14 protein-coding genes are annotated in these 18,242 nt (G+C 37.9%); 12 read left to right on the top strand and 2 right to left on the bottom strand.

The genetic code is table 11. The features are described from left to right. Positions 1–113: 113 nt before the first annotated feature. The 3 genes from CXF76_RS12855 to CXF76_RS12845 all read left to right on the top strand — a co-directional run bounded on the left by CXF76_RS12855 (position 114) and on the right by CXF76_RS12845 (position 3,466). Positions 114–842: an NUDIX hydrolase gene (locus tag CXF76_RS12855; RefSeq protein WP_007585186.1), complete on the top strand. Its 729-nt coding sequence runs from the start codon at positions 114–116 to the stop codon at positions 840–842. Positions 843–1,113: 271 nt separating this feature from the next. Continuing rightward, positions 1,114–2,604, top strand: coding sequence for a SulP family inorganic anion transporter (locus tag CXF76_RS12850; protein ID WP_101163860.1), 1,491 nt, complete (start codon positions 1,114–1,116; stop codon positions 2,602–2,604). A gap of 10 nt (positions 2,605–2,614) precedes the next feature. Then, the gene (locus CXF76_RS12845) at positions 2,615–3,466 is read left to right on the top strand and encodes a universal stress protein (protein WP_101163859.1); all 852 of its coding nucleotides are present in this window, start codon (positions 2,615–2,617) and stop codon (positions 3,464–3,466) included. 157 nt (positions 3,467–3,623) lie between these two features. On the opposite strand, the gene CXF76_RS12840 is transcribed toward CXF76_RS12845, so the two are convergent. Further along, a complete protein-coding gene (locus CXF76_RS12840) occupies positions 3,624–4,517 on the bottom strand; it encodes a LysR family transcriptional regulator (protein ID WP_101163858.1) in 894 nt (297 codons plus the stop codon). 117 nt (positions 4,518–4,634) lie between these two features. On the opposite strand from CXF76_RS12840, the gene CXF76_RS12835 reads away from it, so the two are divergent. The 3 genes from CXF76_RS12835 (at position 4,635) to CXF76_RS12825 (ending at position 6,958) form a co-directional block, all read left to right on the top strand. Then, entirely contained in the window at positions 4,635–5,258 is a 624-nt protein-coding gene (locus CXF76_RS12835) for a glutathione S-transferase (protein WP_101163857.1), read from the top strand. A 224-nt stretch (positions 5,259–5,482) separates the two neighbouring features. Next, entirely contained in the window at positions 5,483–6,151 is a 669-nt protein-coding gene (locus CXF76_RS12830) for a hypothetical protein (protein ID WP_101163856.1), read from the top strand. 54 nt (positions 6,152–6,205) lie between these two features. After that, positions 6,206–6,958 carry a hypothetical protein gene (locus CXF76_RS12825; RefSeq protein WP_101163855.1) on the top strand — a complete coding sequence of 251 codons (753 nt, stop codon included), beginning with the start codon at positions 6,206–6,208 and terminating at the stop codon, positions 6,956–6,958. A 194-nt stretch (positions 6,959–7,152) separates the two neighbouring features. Here CXF76_RS12825 and CXF76_RS12820 read toward each other — a convergent pair whose 3' ends face one another. Next, positions 7,153–9,288 (bottom strand): 2Fe-2S iron-sulfur cluster-binding protein, encoded by a 2,136-nt coding sequence (locus CXF76_RS12820; protein ID WP_101163854.1) that lies wholly within the window; start codon positions 9,286–9,288, stop codon positions 7,153–7,155. Positions 9,289–9,682: 394 nt separating this feature from the next. Here CXF76_RS12820 and nirB point away from each other — a divergent pair, with 394 nt between their 5' ends. The 6 genes from nirB (at position 9,683) to CXF76_RS12790 (ending at position 18,241) form a co-directional block, all read left to right on the top strand. Beyond that, complete coding sequence (nirB, locus tag CXF76_RS12815) at positions 9,683–12,256, top strand: nitrite reductase large subunit NirB (RefSeq protein ID WP_101163853.1); 2,574 nt, start codon at positions 9,683–9,685, stop codon at positions 12,254–12,256. Continuing rightward, positions 12,243–12,596, top strand: a complete 354-nt coding sequence (gene nirD / locus CXF76_RS12810) for a nitrite reductase small subunit NirD (RefSeq protein ID WP_002959861.1) — start codon at positions 12,243–12,245, stop codon at positions 12,594–12,596. The genes nirB and nirD overlap by 14 nt, the downstream gene beginning before the upstream one ends. A gap of 9 nt (positions 12,597–12,605) precedes the next feature. Beyond that, on the top strand, positions 12,606–13,469 hold the full coding sequence (cobA, locus tag CXF76_RS12805) for a uroporphyrinogen-III C-methyltransferase (RefSeq protein ID WP_101163852.1): 864 nt from the start codon (positions 12,606–12,608) through the stop codon (positions 13,467–13,469). Positions 13,470–13,743: 274 nt separating this feature from the next. Then, positions 13,744–15,006, top strand: coding sequence for a nitrate regulatory protein (locus CXF76_RS12800; protein WP_007585210.1), 1,263 nt, complete (start codon positions 13,744–13,746; stop codon positions 15,004–15,006). A gap of 279 nt (positions 15,007–15,285) precedes the next feature. Further along, the gene (locus tag CXF76_RS12795) at positions 15,286–16,476 is read left to right on the top strand and encodes a sensor histidine kinase (RefSeq protein WP_101163851.1); all 1,191 of its coding nucleotides are present in this window, start codon (positions 15,286–15,288) and stop codon (positions 16,474–16,476) included. 58 nt (positions 16,477–16,534) lie between these two features. Next, the gene (locus CXF76_RS12790) at positions 16,535–18,241 is read left to right on the top strand and encodes a two-component system response regulator (RefSeq protein ID WP_101163850.1); all 1,707 of its coding nucleotides are present in this window, start codon (positions 16,535–16,537) and stop codon (positions 18,239–18,241) included. Position 18,242: the final 1 nt, after the last annotated feature.

Genomic DNA, 18,242 nt, shown 5'->3' with positions numbered 1-18,242 from the left:
TGATTGTTTTAAATAGGAATTATAAAAGCTTTTTATTTGCGCTTTACCCACCTTTTATATACCCTTAATAGTCTTTATAACAATATCTTCGTATAGCTTTTTCTGAGTAATTTATGCACTATAAAACATCAAACATTTCTAACAACATTGACGAAGAATCGATTCCTGATGACTGCATTAGCAATCTAACCGTAGATAATATTGTATTTGCTATTCATGAAGGTAAGTTAAAGGTGTTGCTGGTTAAATATAATCGGGGCCTTGCAACAAGCCAATGGGGTTTAATTGGTCATTGGGTTCGTAAAGATGAAAACTTAGACCTTGCAGCTCTGCGTGTTGTTAAAAGTACGACCGGTGTTGAAAACCTGTACTTAGATCAGTTAGGTGCATTTGGTAATGTAGACCGCTACCCTGCTAGACGTATTATTACTATTGTTTATTATTCGCTCGTTCGCTTTGAAGAAACCAACCTTGTGAGCGGCGATAATGCTTTAGAGTGTGAATGGTTTGATGTAAATAGTGTACCCGCTTTAATGTTTGACCATGCCGATATTTTAAAAAGTGGCTTAGACTACTTACGCTACAAAGTAAGACACGAGCCTATTGGTTTTAGCTTACTCCCTGAAAAATTCACCCTGCTTGAGCTACAAGGAATTTACGAGTCGATTTTAAATAAATCACTCGATAAACCTAACTTTAGACGTAAGTTTCAAAAAATGAACTTATTAATAAACTGCAAAGAAAAACAAACCAACGTAGCTCACAGAGCCGCAACGCTTTATCGTTTTGATATAAACGTGTACGAAAAATTAAGAGAGTTTGGTTTTACGTTTGAGTTTTAATTGCTTAAAAACCTTATTGGATTGAGGTTTACTCTTTATGAACTAACTCTATATTGCTAAAGTGTATGCGTTACTTATAATTTATTCCCATTATCAATACACACTAATCAAAAAGGAGCTTTTTACTTGAAACTTACGCCGCCCTAGGCAACCACTCCCTTTTTCATCAGCACGTTGCGTGCAACCTTAATCGCCATCTGCGCGAGAATCATTGTTATTTAAATAAAATACTCCCCTATACTTTGGGAAACTAACTAATTAGGTTTATTACATGTTTGATCACGTAAAAAGAGATTGGCTCTCTAATGTTCGTGGCGATGTGCTTGCTGGTATTGTTGTGGCGCTTGCCCTAATACCTGAAGCTATTGCCTTTTCTATTATTGCGGGTGTTGATCCTAAAGTAGGTTTATACGCCTCATTTTGTATTGCGGTTATTATTGCCTTTGTAGGCGGACGCCCTGGCATGATATCGGCGGCTACCGGTGCAATGGCACTGTTAATGGTGACGCTGGTTAAAGATCATGGTCTGGAATACTTACTTGTTGCCACCTTGCTTACCGGCGTAATACAAATATTTGCAGGCTTTTTAAAGCTCGGTGAGTTAATGCGATTTGTATCGCGCTCTGTTGTTACTGGGTTTGTAAACGCACTGGCTATTTTAATATTTATGGCGCAGTTACCTGAGCTTACCAATGTTACTTGGCATGTTTATGCGATGACCGCAGCGGGCTTAGGTATTATTTACTTATTCCCGTACATTCCAACTATTGGCAAAATACTTCCCTCTCCTTTAGTGTGTATTGTTGTTATTACGCTGGTTTCACTGTTTTTAGGGCTTGATATAAGAACCGTTGGCGACATGGGCGAACTGCCAGACACCCTACCTATATTTTTATGGCCTGATGTACCGCTAACACTCGAAACGCTGCAAATTGTATTACCGTATTCGATTGGTCTTGCTGTTGTGGGCTTACTTGAATCCATGATGACCGCCACTATTGTTGATGAGTTAACCGATACAACGAGCGATCGCAATAAAGAGTGTAAAGGTCAAGGTATTGCAAATATTGGCGCAGGTTTATTTGGTGGTATGGCGGGTTGCGCCATGATTGGGCAATCAATTATTAACGTTAAATCGGGCGGTCGTGGACGACTTTCAACCTTTATTGCTGGTTTATTTTTAATCATCATGGTGGTGTTTTTAGATGAGTGGCTGCGTTTAATTCCTATGGCGGCATTAGTTGCAGTAATGATTATGGTATCGATTGGTACGTTTTCGTGGACATCCGTTAAAGATTTAAAAAAGAACCCGCTTTCGTCAAACGTAGTGATGATTTCAACCGTTATTGTGGTTGTTGCGACGCATAATCTAGCCATTGGTGTTTTAGTTGGCGTATTGCTAGCTACGTTGTTTTTTGCCAATAAAATTGGTCGCTTTATGGTTGTTACAACTAAGCACGATGAAACTAAAAATCTAGTAACTTATGAAGTTGTAGGTCAGGTATTTTTTGCCTCAGCAGAGCAGTTTATAGCGTCGTTCGATTTTAAAAGTGCGGTAACAAATGTTGTTATAGATTTAACCCATGCACATTTTTGGGATATAACCGGTGTATCGTCACTCGATAAGGTGGTTATTAAATTTAGACGCGAAGGTGCAACAGTTAATATTGTTGGTATGAATAGCGCAACCGAAACAGTTGTTGATAAGTTTGGCGTACATAACGACCCTAAAGAAGTCGATAAACTACTTGGCGGTCATTAAGGAGAATGTAATGGAAAAAATAATTACCTGTATCGATGGCTCTGTCATTACACACGCTGTAACCGAAGCTGCTATTTGGGCTTCAAAAAAGCTAGATAAATCAATTAGCTTTATACATATTCTTGAAAAAATACAACAAACTAATGTAGGTAACTACACCGGTACAATTGGTTTAGGTGCCCAATCTGCTTTGCTTGAAGAAATGACAAAACTCGATGAACACCGTAGTAAAGTTTCTTTAAAACTAGCAGATGAATTACTCGACTCGGTTGCTGTACAAGCAAAAATTGCTCATATTCAAAACTATGAATTAATTAAACGTCACGGTGATGTAATCGACGCTATTATTGATTTTAAAGATGATACTCGCTTAATCGTTATTGGTCGAAATGGTGTTGATCATCGTGTTGATTTAAATGCACTTGGTTCACACATCGAAACGCTCGTGCGTAGCGCCTCGCAACCAATATTGCTTATTTCTAAAAAGTTTAAGCAACCTAAATCATTTATGATTGCGTACGATGGTCGCGAAACAGCCGACAAAGCACTGCAACAAGTCATTGATGGCGGTTTATTACATGGGCTTCATTGTCATTTAGTGAGTATTAATAATAATGAGAAGAACTTAGAAGAGAAGTTTCTTAACGCTCAATTTAAACTCCGTAGTATGGGTTTTGAAGTGTCTGCAAGCTTTTTAGAGGGCAATATTTTTGACTCGTTAATGCAATACAAAGAGCAAAATAACATTGATTTGATTGTTATGGGGGCTTTTGGGCATTCGAAGTTAAGGCAGTTTTTTGTGGGCAGTAATACCATTAAAATGCTCGAAAACAACGATGTGCCAGTTATTATATTAAAGTAAGTGGTTGTTTTAAGTAAGCGCCACTTTAAAGTAAGCAACTGTTTTAAATGATATTTTAATGACCCACTTTAAAAAGCCTAAAATCACTTAACTGATTTTAGGCTTTTTTTTTAGCTTGGTTTGGCTTTTAGTTTTAAAGTAAGATTTAAAGTAAGCTTTATTTTTTAGCTTCAAACTTTTCAAATAAAAACTGAATAAACGACGTAACCTTTTGAGCCACAAACTTTCTATGCGGATAAATAGCAAATAAGCCAAACTCAAAGGTTTTATAGTCCCGCATAACCTGTACAAGCTTACCCGATGCAATATCGTCTCTCACCACTATTTCAGGGATTAAGCCAATACCGCCACCCGCTACAACCACCTCTTTTACAGCTTGTGGATTATTAACCGAAACACGCGAGTTTACGCTTGCCGTTAATGCCTCACCACTAGGTGAAACTAGAGGCCAATGGCGACCTATTTTAAAGTTGCTATCAATCACTGTGGCGTGTTGTTCAAGCTCATCAACACTCGCTGGTGCGCCAAAGCGCTGAATATATTCGGCTGACGCACATAAAATTAAAGGGTAACTGGTAATTTGCCTCGCGATTAAATTAGAGTCAGACACACTGCCAATTCTTATTGCTAAATCAACCCCCTCTTCTAGCAAATCAATTGTTTTGTCTGAAAGCACTAAATCAATACTTAAATCAGGATAACGGCTCAGTAATTCAGGCATTAACGGCGCAAGGTTTGATTCGCCAAACGACACCGGCGCACTCACCCTAAGCTTGCCGCTAGCAAGCGCTGTTTGACCCGATAAGTTATCGAGCATTTCGCTGTAGCTTTCAATTACAGGCACTACGCTTGCGTAATAACTTTGCCCCGCCTCGGTAATCGAAATTCTGCGCGTGGAGCGGTTAAATAATCTAACCCCTAAGTCTTGCTCTACAATGCCCACGTATTTACTAACCAGTGCCTTTGAAAGCCCTAGTCTATCGCCTGCGGCTGTAAAAGAGCCTGTTTCAACAACCGCGATGATTGTTTTAATGCCAATAATAGTATCCATGATTGTCAATATAGCATTGACATTAATTCCTTACTAGCTCGGTTTTTCAAAACTGATAATAGTGAAAGAATAGCGTTATTAAAAATCACTATTCAAAATTAAAAAACAGGACAACCCATGAGCAACCTAACGCTATACCGTTTTACTTTATCTGGTCATTCACATCGTGCAGAGCTATTTACATCGCTTTTAAATCTTGATGTAAATATGGTTGATGTTGCATTGCAAAACGGCGCACAAAAGCAAGCTGACTTTCTAAAAATGAATATTTTTGGGCAAGTACCCGTACTTAAACATAACGATGACGTTATTAATGATTCAAACGCTATTTTGCTGTATTTGGCACAAAAATTTGATGCTAACAGAACCTGGTACCCTGAAGATATTACTGTTCAAGCGCACATTCAGCGCTGGTTGAGCGTTGCTGCAGGGCTTGTGGCTTCAGGTCCGTGTGCAGCTCGTTTAGTCACTGTATTTGGCGCAGAGCTTGATCATCAAAACGCGATAAATATTGCCCATACATTATTTAAAACAATGGATGCATACTTACAAAATCGCGAGTACTTAGTAGCCACTCAGCCAACTATTGCCGACATTGCCAACTTTTCGTACATAGCACACGCACCAGAAGGCGGCGTATCGCTTGAGCAATACCCAAATATTTTAAGATGGTTAAACAACGTTCGTAAACTTGACGGCTTTATAGCAATGCCTGAAACAAAAGCGGGTTTGCTGGCTTAATTTTAAGTTTTTAATACTGTTTTATAAGAGGCTATTAAGCCTCTTTCTTGTGTGTTTGTTTAAATTAAATCTGAATTTAGTGAATAATATTTATAATTGGCAATAGGTTATAGAGTTTGCTATTAATGTAACTTTAAAATATGAGGATGTTTCCACGTGCCAATAAGTGAATTTCCTCTTATAAAGCAGTTTAAGCCATCTAAAGTTAAGCGGTAGGAATAAATATGAGTGATTACTCAGACTTTTGTGAAATGTATGGCGGTAGTGCTAGTGATCCAGACTTTATGGATAATTGGTTAGATGAGTATGTATCTCTCACTCCATCATCAGAAGAAGAATGGTATCAAGAGAACGAAGAAAAGAGTCACTATGATATTTTGTTAAAACACTTAAGTAGTATTGATACCTTATTAAAAATTGACGTACCTAGTAGTGCTAAATTTAGTTTACTCGTAATGCTACACGGTTACATAGTTTCTGCTATTGAAGGATATTTAGCAGGTGTATTTATTCACTTGGTTACTAACTCTGATAATCTAACTAGAAAGCTAGTTGAATCTGATCCCGAATTTTCAAAACAAAAATTCACATTAAAAGAAATATATGAAAAACAATCAACTCTTAAAGTTACAGTGTCTAAGTACCTAAAAGGGCTAATATTTCATGATTTAAAGAAGATAAAACCTATGTACCAAACTGTATTAGGTCATAATTTCCAAGACATAGCATGGTTGTTTGAAGCTGTAAAAATTCGCCATGATTGTGTCCACAGAGCTGGTTACAACAAAGATGGTAATAGAGTTTTATTAACAACTGGCACTATATTAAATTTACTTGGTGATGTAACCGATTTATCACATGAGATAGAAGATACAATAAAATCACACGTATAAGTTAATGAATTTAATAATTTATAAGTAGACATTAAATAGCACAGGGAGGTAGGTATGGATTTTGAGTCCTATGCAATAGACTTTTTTAAAGCTGCAAATTTAAATGCAAAAAAAATTCCAGAAAGTAACGAAAAAACGCCAGACTTCATTATTTTTGACGGAGTAAATATTTTAGTTGAAGTTAAAGAAAAACAAGAAAATAAAAAAGTTATAGCCAAAAGAGACGACGCATTTAATAAGTGTGAGGTTTTTGAAAATATACAGAGCTTAGGTTATAAAAACCGCTTATCAGGTATTATTGGTGACGCTGCAAAGCAACTTAAAACCCAGAAAGGAAATACCAATAGTGAGTTTTGCTTTATATTTATTGTAATGACTGGATTATCCCCTAAAGCACAAATATCACAATTTGCAGATACTCTATATGGTAAAAAAAACGTTTTAGATGCATGTCTTAGGGGAAGCGTTCCTAAAGAATGCTATTACTTCACTCATAGTGAATTTTTCAAACATTCAGACGTTATTGATGGAGCATTTTTAGTAAAAAGTGGGTATTTAGAATTGCTTATAAATGATAAATCTCCTAGATACGACAAAGTTATAAACTCTACTTTCGTAAACAGATTTCAAGGTTACATTACTGATCCTGTTAAACTGGAGCGCGAAGGGAAAATTCTTTATGTTAAATCAGATATACCTCGCAAGAATGAAGATCTTGTCGAAAAATTTGTTTTTGATAAATACGGCATTAAAAAGGGATTCGTTTTTGATTTCCCCCATTATAGTTTTCAAGCTGAATTAGATTAAATTGCCAATTAATATGATAGGCAGAGATCTCTAATCTCCAGCTATGATTAGTCATGCGCTTTTATTAATAGTAGTGCAATGGACACCTCATCCCATGTAATGATTATTTACCCAAGTCCCTCCTTATAGTGTGATACCAGCTAAACTTTATAAATCCAAGTTTTATTTTAGCGTATAGTTTTGTATTCAAAACACTACAGCTCTAAATCAAGCTCATCAACGCCTTTAGCAGGTACGGCGCAGCAAATAAGCGCCTGCCCTGTCTCTACTGGGTAACTTACGTTATTGCGATAAACCACAGCGCCTGCGTTTATTTTTACAGCGCAACTGCCGCAGCTGCCGTTTCGACAGCCAAACTCAGGTTCTAAACCATGAGATTCGGCTACATTAAGTATAGTGTTATCGCCTTTATTCCAGCGCTGTTCAAAGCCCGATTTACTGAATTTAATTACAGTGTTGTCTGCTTCTTCAACGCTCATCTCTTTGCTTTTATTAGGCGCTTCACTTGTGTTAAGTACTTTGCGCTTAATACTGGAGGGTCCAAATGCTTCCGCAAATATGTTTTTATCCTGCACACCGAGTAATAACAGCTCGTTATATACGTGCTGCATAAACGCAGCAGGTCCACATAAAAAGAACTCGTAATTATCAAGCGGCAAATAATGCCTAAACACATCCGCATTTATGCGCCCTTTTAAATCAAAGCTCTTATCTTTTACGTTAAAGCCATTGTCTTGCTTTTCATCAAGCTCAGGTTGAGATAAAAGTGAGTAGTAATCAATTGCGCCGCCACTCGTATCTGCAAGTGTTTTTAGCTCGTTATAAAACGCTTGCTGTTGGGTGTTTTTAGCACTGTGAAAAATATGCAAAGGGCGTGTATAGCGGGTTCTTAGCCCTTCATTGGCAATGTGTTTAGCCATTGAGATCATAGGTGTAATACCTATTCCGCCACCAATTAGCACCGCTGGTTTGGCGCTAGTTGGGTCAATAAAAAACTGCCCTTGTGGGTATTTAGCTAAAATAACGTCGCCTACTTTTACGTTATTATGAAAGTAGTTAGACACCTCGCCACCGAGCTCTTTTTTAATCGATAACCGATAAAATAGTTCATGAGGACTCGATGAAACCGTGTAGGTTCTAATAACAGGTTTGCTATTACTGTTATTGCTATTACCACGACTTTTACTTGGTATTTGCACAGTTAAATGCTGCCCTGCTTTAAACGGTAACAAGGTTGTATTGTTATGCCCTTCTAAATAAAAGGAGGTAATTATATTACTTTCTTTTATTATTTTAGTTACTTTTAAAGGCTGCCAAGTATGTTTGAGCTTTTCGGCTTGTTTGTTTTTATCAGCCTCAAGCCACGTGCCCGTCATTTTAGTGTTAGGGGAATAAGCATCAAATTTAGCACTAAACGGGAGTAAGTTTTTAAGCAACATCCCTTTAGTGAGGGTAAATTTCCAACCTCGGTCTGCGCCAATAAAGCCTTCAAGCTCTGGGTGCCCGTCCCATAAAATTTCAACGCTACCGGTAAGCATTAATACATTACCAGTGTCAAAATCAGGAAATAACAAACCTGCTTTTGGGTTTAATAAAAAGTTACCCAAGGTATTAAAAAAATTGTTACCTGCGTAATCAGGAATCGTTAATGTGTTGCCTTCTCGCTTTACAAAGCCCGGCAACCCACCACGGTGAGAAACATCAACACCTTCAATTTTTGGATTGTTTTTAGCGGTTATAAAGCTTGAAACAAAAAACGTATCGGTGGTGTCAATTAACGTACTGGCTGCGTTATCAAGTGTATTAAATTCAACTTTTTGTACCGCATTACTTTTAAGTAGAGGATCTCTATTAAACGTTAAGTCTCGCGTTTGAATATACTGCGGGCAATTTCCAAAGGATTGATCAACACTAAAACTCACCTGATTATCACTAATTACCTCACCTACGCGCACATTTAAACGGTTACGCCTACGCGTGCTTAGCTCAATGCCTAACAAACCAATTGGCGAGCCGGCAATCTTTAATGTGTTATGTAGAGGGTCGTTTTTATCAACCGCGTGCCTCATTAATAACGACGTGGGTGTGGGTGAGCTTAAAAAGCCTGACGGCCCTGAAACAATAGATACCCACACATCGGCGTTTTCATCAACACTGCCTGCAACCACAAATGGTAACTGCTCAAAAAAGGCTTGATGCTGCTTTGGCATAAATGAGCGCACGGCACGTTTGCCAAATGTTGCCATTATTTCTCGTTTACCGAGTTTGTCTTGTATTGCCAGCTCGCCTTCGTGAAAAGGTGAAGCATCTATTGAGTTTGTGTTAGTCATTTTGCTCGTAATTCGTGTGCGTATTTCATGGGGTAAATTTAACTCAATACACAATGAATGATAATGGGTGTTTTATTGACTGATAATGCACAAAACAATGACAATACTTGCACCCTCTTAGTGCCATGCGCGCACCAACATATAACAAAATAGGTTTTATTCTCACTCTAAAAATACATTAAATACTATTTAAACAATAACTTAAAAAATTGGCTGTATTTTTGCAAACATTCTATTAACAAGCCCGTTTTACTTACGGCAAAAATTTAGGTTGTGAGCACAATAGCTATTAGCAACCATCGGCAAAGAAGCCCGCACACAGTTATGCATATTGCGTATTTGTGGCGGGCTTTTTTGTTAATTGTATTTAAACCGTCACTTTAAGGAATGCCCTATGCAAACCTCGCAAAAAATACTCATTATTGGTAATGGTATGGTCGGACACCACTTTGTTGAGCAAATGCGCCAAAGCGATGCCAACGCAGACATTACTGTACTTTGCGGAGAAGCAAATCTTGCATACGATCGCGTGTACTTATCAAGTGTATTTGATGGCAAAACCGCCGCCGATTTAGCACTAACAACTCACGACAACTACAAACAGCTTAATATTAATGTGCATACCAGCCAGTGGGTTGAAGGCATTGATAGATCAGCAAAAATAGTGACCACATTAACCGGTGAGCAATACCCATACGACAAACTTATACTCGCTACAGGTTCGTTTCCGTTTGTGCCGCCTATAAAAGGTAACGACCAACCCCATTGTTTGGTGTATCGCACATTAGAAGATTTAGAACAAATAAAAGCCAGTGCCGCTGTAAGTAAAAGCGGTGTTGTTATTGGCGGAGGTTTGTTGGGGCTTGAAGCCGCAAATGCCATCAAGCAACTAGGGCTTGATACCCACGTAGTTGAATTTGCACCACAACTTATGGCTGTTCAACTTGATGGACAAGGCGGTACGCTACTAAAAAATAAAATAGAAAAACTTGGCGTAACAGTACACATATCAAAAGCAACCAGCGAAATAGTAAAAGGCGAAACCAGTCGCTTTAGATTAAATTTTTCGGACGAATCATTTTTAGAAACAGATCTGATTTTGTTCTCTGCCGGTATTCGCCCGTACGACCAACTAGGCAAAATTGCTGATTTAGAACTCGGTGAGCGCGGCGGTATTATTATTAATAACCAATGCCAAACGTCAGATCCTGATATTTTAGCCATTGGTGAATGTGCCCTGTGGGACAAAAAACTATTTGGCTTAGTAGCACCGGGTTACAACATGGCGCGCGTTGCAGCGAGCCAATTAAGTGGTGGCGAGCTTGAGTTTTTAGGTGCCGACATGAGCACAAAACTTAAGCTATTAGGCGTAGAAGTAGGCTCAATTGGCGACGCTCATGCAAAAACGCCAGACTGTAAAGAGCTTATATATCAAGACGCTATTCGCGGCTGTTATAAAAAAATCATACTAAGTGAAAAAGGCGATAAATTACTGGGCGCTGTACTAGTTGGCGATACCAGCGACTACGATACTTTATTGCAGTACATGCTTAACGACATGGACTTACCAGAAAACCCTGAGTGTTTAATTTTACCAGACAGCGGCGGCGCGCCGTCGTTATCTGGCAGTGCCCTACCCGACACAGCCACTATTTGTTCGTGTCACAATGTGAGTAAAGGCGACATTGTAGGTGCAATTGATGGCGGCTCATGCGATTTAGCCTCAGTAAAATCATGCACTAAAGCAGCAAGCGGCTGTGGTGGTTGTGCCGCGTTATTAAAATCAGTTGTTGATAACGAATTAGCAAGCCGTGGAGTTGAAGTTAACAACCATGTATGTGAGCACTTTGCGTATTCACGCCAAGAACTACTGCATATGGTAAAAGTAGAAAGCATTAAAAGCTTTGATGACTTACTAACTAAACACGGCAGCGGTCATGGCTGTGAAATATGTAAACCTGCCATTGGCTCTATTTTAGCCTCAACATGGAACGACTTCATTTTAGAACCCGCCCATGTTGGCTTACAAGACACTAACGATACGTACCTAGCAAATATGCAAAAAGATGGCTCGTACTCTGTGGTACCGCGTATTGCTGGCGGGGAAATAACGCCCGACAAACTCATTGTAATTGGACAAGTAGCCAAAGACTTTAACCTGTACTGCAAAGTAACTGGCGGTCAACGTATTGATTTATTTGGTGCGCGCTTAGAAGAGCTTCCTGTTATTTGGGAGCGACTTATAGAGGCTGGATTTGAGACCGGTCATGCCTATGGTAAGTCTCTTAGAACCGTTAAATCGTGCGTGGGTAGTACGTGGTGTCGTTATGGTGTGCAAGACAGCGTTGGACACGCAATAGAAATAGAAAACCGCTACAAAGGGTTACGTGCACCGCATAAATTTAAAATGGCGGTATCGGGTTGTACCCGCGAATGCGCCGAAGCACAAAGTAAAGATATTGGCATTATAGCCACCGAAAATGGCTGGAACTTATACGTGTGTGGTAATGGCGGTATGCGCCCTCGCCATGCTGATTTATTTGCAACCGATTTAGACACGCCAACACTGATTAAATACATTGACCGCGTGATTATGTTTTACATTAAAACAGCTGACAAATTACAACGTACGTCGGTATGGATGGAGAATCTTGAAGGCGGTTTAGACTACCTTAAAAGCGTAGTTATTGACGACAGCTTAGGTATTTGCGACGAGTTAGAAGCGCAAATGGAATTAATTACACAAACCTATGCGTGTGAGTGGAAAAAAGCAATTGAAAGCCCAGATTCTGCCAAACGATTCCGCCAGTTTGTTAATAGCCCCGAAACCGACGACAACATTTTATTTGTGCAAGAGCGTAACCAAATTCGCCCTGCTACAGAAGCCGAAAAACGTGAGCAACGTAATACACAAAATCGTATTCCAGTAATGGAAGTTGAAGAGGAGCAAGCTGATGTCTTGGCATAATATTGGAACAATCGACAACCTAGTGGCTAATAGCGGCGTATGCGCATTAGTTAATAATCAGCAAGTGGCTATTTTTTACATTCCACAAAATCCAACGGCTGTGTTTGCTATTAGTAACTACGACCCAATTGGCAAAGCTAATGTATTATCACGTGGCATTATTGGCTCAATCGACAATAAATTAGTTGTTGCATCGCCTTTATATAAGCAACACTTTTGCCTAGAAACAGGCGAATGTTTAGAAGCAGAAGCAATACACTTACCGGTTTTTAATGCAAAAATTGAAGACGGCAGTGTATTTATAAGCTCTGAACCAAAAGTTACTACAGCTGTGGCTTAGGGGAATAGTATGAGTGTACTGTCTTATTTTTCGGGTATTGAAAACGTGTGGCTAAATAAGCTTATTACTAAGCTAACAAGCTCAAATAGTCGCAGCGTCAAAAGCGGCAATGTTTACATAATTGGTGCCGGCCCAGGAGACGCTGAGCTAATTACAGTAAAAGCGCAGCGTTTAATTAATATCGCCGATGTTGTTTTATACGATTGGTTAGTAAGCGATGATTTATTAAAAACGCTTCCTAAAAAAGCACAGCGAATATTTGTAGGTAAACGTGCGGGTAAGCATTCGATGACCCAAGCTAACATTTGCGAACTACTGGTTAAATACGCGCAACAAGGCTTAAACGTAGTGCGTTTAAAAGGCGGTGATCCGAGTATATTTGCACGTATTAACGAAGAAGCCGATGCACTTACCAAGCATAATATTAATTTTGCTATTGTTCCGGGTGTAACAACGGCTTGTGCTACTTCTGCTTATACAGGTATTCCGCTAACAGCAAGAGACGTAGCCCGTAGTGTTACATTTTTAACGGCGCAGTTTGCCGATCCTAACAAGCAACCTCATTGGCAAAATTACGCGTTTATGCCTGCAAACAACAACCCCACTTTAGTGGTTTATATGGGGCTTTCGCGCTTACAAACGCTAAGCTGCGGTTTGCAATCAGTGGGCTGGCCAAGTAATACACCCATCGCACTAATAGAGAATGCCACTACTACTAAGCAAAAGGTAATTACCAGTACGCTTGAACTAATAGTAAATGAGCATGCTAAACACAACCTTCAAGGCCCTACCCTAATTATGATTGGCGAAGTAATAAATCATAAAATGGCTATTAGTCCTGAGTTACTAAACAGTATAAATGTTAACGCATGACGTAAAATGAATAATGCACTTTTCGCGCTTACTACCTCCCCAGGAGTAGGCGCTTTTTTTGTTTTTAATTTGGGTTCAAGTTGTGTGCAATAACATACTTAAATGCACCAAATAAGTTAAAAGTAATGGTAAGTTAAATTATAGAAACACAGTGACAAACAAAAACAACACTTTAAGCAATTGTATTAGCTTGATTTTAAATTCAATGATGAAATTTATTAATGATTGGAACAGTGGTTGCACTTTAAAAACAAAAAAGTGTGGAATAATACCTATGGCGACAAGCAATCCTCTCACAAAACAGTTTTTATTAGCAGCAAAGTATCAAGAAATACACGCGCTAAAGCAATTACAAAACAGTTGTGCCTCGCTTACTAAATTAGGCGATTTTGTACATCAGTTACAAAAAGAGCGCGCGATGAGTAATATATTTTTGGCCTCAAATCGAGAGCGATTTAAAACCCAGTTACAAGAACAAATCCCTTTAAGCGACAGCGCACAAACTGCATTTTATGATTCTCTTAAACAAACATTTATAAACGACAACGCCGATACTGGCCATACTCGGTTATTTAATTTAATTACCTATAGCTTACAAGCACTCGATGCATTACCGGTATTGCGCAAGCAAATAGCACAACAAAACATTAGTGCGGTACATGCTACGCAGTCATTCACTCAGTTAATTGCTAGTTTACTCAATATTATTTTAGAGGCAGCTGATGGCGCAAGCGATCCCAAAATAACGCGCTTATTAGTCGCATTTTTTAATTTTATGCAAGGTAAAGAATACGCAGGACAAGAGCGTGCCTGTGGTGCACAAGCATTTGCAGCGAGTAAATTTACCACAGAACAAAAACAACAACTCGCGCATTTTGTACAAGAGCAAAACCACAGCTTTGACTTTTTTAATGAGTACGCCGATGCGCACCTTTTAAAATGTTTTGGCACACTAACAACGCATCAGGTTAATAATCAGGTAGAGCAACTTAGAAGTTTACTGCAAAAGCTCGATGACGAGAATGCTCAACCGCTCTCGCAACTAAGCGAAGTATGGTACGAAGTAACCACTACGCGCATAGATATAATGCACAAAATTGAACAAAATATAGCAGATCAGTTAATTGATACCGCAGCTATGCAAATAGCCTGTGCTCAACGTAGCTTAAATACAAATAAGCAGGTACTTAACAATATGGTAGAGCAACACATAGCCCCTACTTTTGGCCAATTAGCCGTTAAGCAACCAGAGCCAGAAGTGAGCCAAAACATAGCGGCCGATAAGCTCAATAGTAATAAAAGTATGTACGATTTAATTATCGAGCAAAGCCAACATATTAAACAAATAAACCAAGCGTTACTTGACGCTAAAAAAGTAATTAGTGAGCAAAAGGTAATTCACCAAGCCAAATATATACTTATTGAACAGTTAAAACTCACTGAAGAGCAAGCCCATAAACAGCTACAAAAACAAGCAATGGATACGCATAAAACCTTATTTAGCGTAGCGCAAACAATTATACAAATGAGCGATTAAATATGCTGTTTTTACTTGGGCATGTTGATCTTTAGTAAGAACACTACCCAACATAATACTTATTTATTCAGTCATAAATTTCACGATCAGACTTAGTTTTACCTTATTAGAAAATAGATTCATAAGCTACTGACTATAATAAGGTAAGGCTTTAATTTGGCGTTGATTTATAAAGTTAATAATTCAACACATTCAAAATAATCAACTACAATAAGTTAATCATTTGTTGCATCTCATTTTAATGAGGCATATTTATTTAATACTGTTGTAGGAGTTTGAATGCCCAATGTAGAGAGTTATATAGAAGGTGTATCATTAATAGGTGAGCAGCAGTTAACGACTTCTCTTGATAATGACATTCAAACAAGCTTAGAAAGCTTTGCTGAGCTAATTTTAAACATTTTTGATACGAGCTCATTCTCTATTGTTGCTAACCTGCCTCAACGTGCTGTCGAGCTATATAAATCAGGTTCAAAAATAACAGTAGCTAAAGAGCAACTATCTGATGACGTTTTTAATGAATCGATTATCGAGCATGCTCCTAAAATATTTAGAGTGGTATCACCTATTATTTTGCCCTCAAACCTTAAGTTTGGATGGTTTATATTTGACCGAGCAAGTGATTCACTACTTACCGAAAAAGAACAATTAATCTTAAATAGTTTACAAAAAAACTTTGTTAATCAGTTAGTCCAACGTAAAAATTCATTAGATAAAATAAACAGTTCTAAGTTTCACTCAACAATTAGCGAGCTAAAAAAAGACGAAACTGAAAAAGATCGCCTAATCAAAAAATTACAAAAAATGAGCGATGAACTAGATGAATTTACCAGTATTGCTTCACACGATCTAAAGTCACCATTAAATGCTATAAAACGTTTATTAGAGTGGATTTATGATGACTGTAAAGATTTACTCCCTCAAGAGCACTTAGAAAATTTTCAGCTTGTGCTCAGCCGGGCTAATAGAATGCAAGTACTGCTAGAAGATTTACTAAGCTACTCGAGAATAAATAGCTGTGATTCAACTCATGCAAGCATATCTTTAGAAAGTATTTACCAAGATATAGAACATATTTTAGAAGTTCCACAAGCTGTCACTGTTGATATACACGCCAATAACGAAGTACTCGATATACCGCTGATCCCTTTTAAAACTGTTTTTCAAAATCTTATTAGTAATGCAATAAAACATAACAATAAAGAGCACCCGGTTATCGACATTTCACTTATCCCCTCTAATCAATATTACATTATTGAGATAACAGATAATGGCCCTGGAATTGACCCTAAATATTTTTCACTCATATTTAAGTTATTTCAAACATTACAATCTCGAGATGACGTTGAAGGGAGCGGCATTGGACTCTGCATTGCCAATAAGCTCATTATTAATTATGGGGGCAAAATTGAAGTAGCCTCCGATGGGAAACTTGGCAGTACATTTACTATTTATTGGCCCAAAGTTTAACTATGAAATTATCAATTATAAACGAGCGTCATGTAGATGCTGCTCTTAGAAGAAACGTATGAATATTTTAATTGTTGATGATGACTTAGTTGATCGCAAATTAATTAAAAAAATGCTTATTTCTGATGGATCTCATCATCATGACATTACCGAGGTAACGTGCGTATCCGAGGGCTTGAAAGCCATTGAAAACAAGCACTTTGATATAATACTACTCGATTATAATATGCCTAAAGAAGATGGCATTGAAATGCGTGCAAAGCCTAAACTCGGTAACACCGCAATTATCATGATTAGCTCCTCAGAAAATTCAGCTTTGGCTATTGAGTGTATAGAAGCCGGCGCTCAAGACTTTTTACCAAAAGGTGATATAACGAGGGATAGTTTAAATAAAGCGCTTATATATGCCAAAAAACGCTTCGAAGCAGAACAACGTATGCACAACAGTTATCTTGCTGTTAAGCATATGGCAGAACGGGATCAGCTTACTGGTTTGTCTAATCGATATCATTTTGAAGAAATACTAAAAGTAATGATAGCCAATAATAAACGTGCTAAAAACTGCGTGGCGTTACTTGCTTTAGATTTAGATAACTTCAAAAATATTAATGATACGCTTGGGCATAGTGTCGGCGACGAAATTTTAATACAAACAGTAGAAAGAATTCATAGTTGCCTGAGGCAAAATGAGGGATTTGCACGGTTAGGAGGCGATGAATTTGCAGTTATAATAGGTGGAATTTGCAATATTAATCAAATAGGTATGATAGCAAATAGAATATTAGCTGAAGTTTCTAAACCCTTTTTGCATGAAGGCAGAACTTTAAATTGCAGTGTTAGTATAGGAAGTGCCTTATACCCAAATGATGCTACTGAATCTCATGAACTGCTAAAATGTGCTGACATTGCAATGTATCGCTCAAAGCAAAGTGGTAAAAGTAGAATAAGCTTTTACAAAGAGCAATATCAATATGAGTTTAGTCGTCGGGTAGATATTCAAAATAGTATAAAAGAGCACATAGAGGAAAAAAACTTTAGGCTATTTTATCAACCTGTTTACTGTTCAAAAACACAAATAATGACAGGTGTCGAAGCCCTGATCCGTTGGCCAGATACAACCGTTAATTATACCCCCGATGAGTTTATTCCTATTGCTGAAGAGTGCCGATTAATAGCCCCCCTTGGAAAATGGATAATTGCGAGCGCTTTAAAGCAGTTATCTTTGTGGCAGAAAGACTATCAAACGCCGTTAACTCTATCTATTAATATTTCACCGATACAGTTGCAAAGAGAAGTTTTACAAACGTATCTATTAGAGACAGTCGAAAAATACAATTTAAAAACCAGTAGTATTATTCTGGAAATAACAGAAACAGCTTTTATGGAAAACAGTAAAGAAGTGATTGAGATATTAACCTCTTTGTCTAACAAAGGGTTTAGAATTGCTTTGGACGATTTTGGTATGGGTTACTCATCCATATCTCACCTTATTTCCTACCCTATTGATATAGTAAAATTAGACAAAAGCATGCAATCGTTAAGTGGAGAAAATAATAAGCGATTAAAAATAATCGAGAGCTTATCTTTAATGCTGAAAAAACTAGATTTTTCTGTGGTAGCTGAAGGAATCGAAACTGAAACCCAGCATCAGCTGTGTAAAAAATTAAATATAGACTACTTGCAAGGTTTTCTCTTTTCAAAGCCTATGCCTGTAAACGAAATTAATTTGCTGCTCGATGATTATAGTAAAAAAATAAGTCTTTAAT

It is taken from the genome of Pseudoalteromonas sp. 78C3 (assembly GCF_002836695.1).
Taxonomy (GTDB): domain Bacteria; phylum Pseudomonadota; class Gammaproteobacteria; order Enterobacterales; family Alteromonadaceae; genus Pseudoalteromonas; species Pseudoalteromonas arctica.
This window is presented reverse-complemented; position numbering and strand designations above follow the sequence as displayed.